The following is a 2,660-nucleotide window of genomic DNA, read 5'->3' on the forward strand; positions in this document are numbered from 1 at the left end:
CTCGCATGGCGCTGGTCGGCGCTCCTCGCGGCCACGCTGAACCGCGATCTGGCGCAGGCGGCGGGGCTGAAACCCGCGCGCGAGGATCTGGTGCTGACACTGGCGCTCGCCATCACGGTCGCGGTGGCGATCAAGGTGGTGGGCGCATTGCTCATCGCGGCGATGCTGATTATCCCCGCCGCCGCCGCGCGGCCCCTCGCCAGCAGCCCCGAGGTCATGGCGCTCTGGGCGCTGGTGCTGGGCGGTGTCGCCGCTTTCGGCGGGCTCGCCGGATCCTTCCGCTTCGACACGCCCACCGGGCCCAGCATCGTGGTGGTCGCGGCGCTGCTCTTCATCGCGGCCCATGTCTACCGCGGCCTCCGCCAGCGAGGCTAAGACCCCCTTCTCATGATCGGAAATACTTCGCGGGGGTCCGGGGGTGCGACACCCCCGGCGGGCAGCCTCGGAACTCAGCCCCGCGCGGAGGAAAGCACCGCCGTCGCCTCGATCTCAACCTTGGCGTCATCCTCGACCAGTGCGTTGACCACCACCATCGCCATGGCGGGGAAATGGCGGCCCATCACTTCGCGGTAGGCCCGGCCCACCTCCGCCTGCGCGGCGAGGTATTCGGCCTTGTCGGTGACATACCATGTCAGCCGGACGATATCCTCGGGGACACCGCCCGCCGCTTCGACCACGGCGCGGATGTTGCGCAGCGCCTGCGTCATCTGGCCGATGAAATCATGCGCCTCGAAGCGCTGGTCCGCGGTCCAGCCGATCTGGCCGCCCACGAAAAGATGCCCGTCCGCGCTGAGGATGCCGTTGGCATAGCCCTTTGCCGGTGCCCAGCCTTCGGGCTGAATGACTCGATGTCCCATAGTGATCCCCTTGAGTCTCTCCCGGCTCAGACGCCGAGGTATGTATCGGCGACCTGCCGGTCCAGATCGCGCATCGCACCGGCCCAAACGGTGCGCCCCCGTTCCAGCACCACGGCCCGGTCCGCCACGCGCCGCAGTTCAGCCAGCGATTTATCCACCACGATGAGCGCGAGCCCGGTGTCGCGCTTCAGCGTCGCCACCGCGTCCCAGATCTCCTGCCTGACCACGGGGGCGAGGCCTTCGGTCGCCTCGTCGAGGATCAGCAGGCGCGGATTGGTCATCAGCGCGCGGCCAATAGCCAGCATCTGCTGCTCGCCCCCCGAAAGCAGCCCCGCCTGCTGGTCGCGGCGTTCGCCCAGACGCGGAAAGAGCGTGCAGACACGGTCGTAGTCCCACGCGCCCGGGCGGGCGGCGGCGATCAGGTTTTCATAAACGGTGAGCGGCCCGAAACAGCGCCGCCCCTCGGGCACCAGCCCCAGACCCGCTTGTGCGGCCTTGTGGCTGGGCATCGGGCCGAGGTCGCGGCCATCGAACGTCACCTGCCCCGCCGAATGACGCAGCATGCGGCAGATCACCTTGATGGTGGAGGATTTGCCCATCCCGTTGCGGCCCATCAGGGCACAGACCTCGCCTTCCTCCAGCGCAAGGTCCACACCGAAAAGCGCCTGCGACGGCCCGTAGGAGGCGCAGATGCCTTCGACCGAAAGAAAGCTCATGCCGCGTCCTCCGCACCCAGATAGGCTTCGCGGACCACCGGGTCGCGGCGGATGTCCTCCGCCCCGCCGCTGGCGATGATCTTGCCGTAGACCAGCACCGAAATACGGTCCGCCAGCGCGAAAACCGCGTCCATGTCATGTTCGACCAGCAGGATCGGTGCCTCGCTGCGCAACCCGTCGAGAAAGCCGGTCATGGATTTTGACCCGCTCGCCCCGAGCCCCGCCATCGGCTCGTCCATCAGGAACACCTTCGGCTCCAGCGTCAGCGCCACGGCGACCTCAAGCTGGCGGCGCTGCCCATGGCTAAGGTCCGCCGTGCGCTTCATCGCGTGGTCCTGCAGGCCCACGCGTTCCAGCGCGCCCATGGCACGCTCGCGCAGCTCTCCCTTTGCCATCACGGGGGCAAAGAAACGCATGGCCCCGCCGCGCCGCCCCAAAGCGCCCAGCACCGCGTTCTGCAACACGGTGTATTCCATGGCGAGCGAGGATATCTGGAAGGTCCGCCCCAGCCCCGCGCGCGCCCGTGCCACGGTGCCCAGCGGCGTGACGTCTTCGCCGTCGAACCAGATCCGCCCGGCGTCGTTGCGCAACCCCCCGGCGACCTGTTTGATCAGCGTCGATTTCCCGGCACCGTTCGGTCCGATCAGCGCATGGATCTCGCCGGGCATCACCGTCAGCGACACGTCATCCGTGGCTTTCAGCGCGCCGAAACTCTTGCTCAGGTTCTCCACCCGCAGGATCGCGCGGTCAGTCATGCGCCACCTCCCGTCCCGCGACGGTGCCGATCAGCCCGCCCCGGGCAAAGAGCACCACCATCAGGAGCAGCAGGCCGAGATAGACGTGCCAATATTCGCTCAAACCCCCGAGGACATGTTCCAGCAGGATGAACAGGGCCGCCCCGGCCACCGGCCCGTAAAGCCGCCCCACCCCGCCGAGGATCACGAAAACCATGATCTCCCCGCTGGTCTGCCAGCTGAACATCACCGGGCTCACAAAACGGTTGAGGTCGGCGAAAAGCGCCCCGGCAAGCCCGGTGATCGCCCCGGAAATCACGAAGGCCACGAGCCGCAGACGATAGGGCGCAAGG

At 67.9% G+C, this 2,660-nt stretch carries 5 protein-coding genes; 1 reads left to right on the forward strand and 4 read right to left on the reverse strand.

Features of this window, described 5'->3' with window-relative positions:
• Positions 1–375: metal ABC transporter permease (locus A3764_RS14490; RefSeq protein ID WP_201722437.1), on the forward strand; the 375-nt coding region annotated here is incomplete at its 5' end.
• Between the two features lie 74 nt (positions 376–449).
• Here A3764_RS14490 and A3764_RS14495 read toward each other — a convergent pair.
• The 4 genes from A3764_RS14495 to A3764_RS14510 all read right to left on the reverse strand — a co-directional run.
• Entirely contained in the window at positions 450–857 is a 408-nt protein-coding gene (locus A3764_RS14495) for a RidA family protein (RefSeq protein WP_067921612.1), read from the reverse strand.
• Between the two features lie 26 nt (positions 858–883).
• The gene (locus A3764_RS14500) at positions 884–1,573 is read right to left on the reverse strand and encodes an ABC transporter ATP-binding protein (protein ID WP_067921609.1); all 690 of its coding nucleotides are present in this window, start codon (positions 1,571–1,573) and stop codon (positions 884–886) included.
• Positions 1,570–2,328, reverse strand: coding sequence for an ABC transporter ATP-binding protein (locus A3764_RS14505; protein WP_067921606.1), 759 nt, complete (start codon positions 2,326–2,328; stop codon positions 1,570–1,572). The genes A3764_RS14500 and A3764_RS14505 overlap by 4 nt, the downstream gene beginning before the upstream one ends.
• The coding region (locus tag A3764_RS14510; protein ID WP_443069383.1) for an ABC transporter permease subunit at positions 2,321–2,660 on the reverse strand (340 nt) is incomplete at its 5' end. The genes A3764_RS14505 and A3764_RS14510, both read right to left, overlap by 8 nt.

The organism is Sulfitobacter sp. HI0129, from assembly GCF_001635395.1.
Taxonomy (GTDB): domain Bacteria; phylum Pseudomonadota; class Alphaproteobacteria; order Rhodobacterales; family Rhodobacteraceae; genus Sulfitobacter.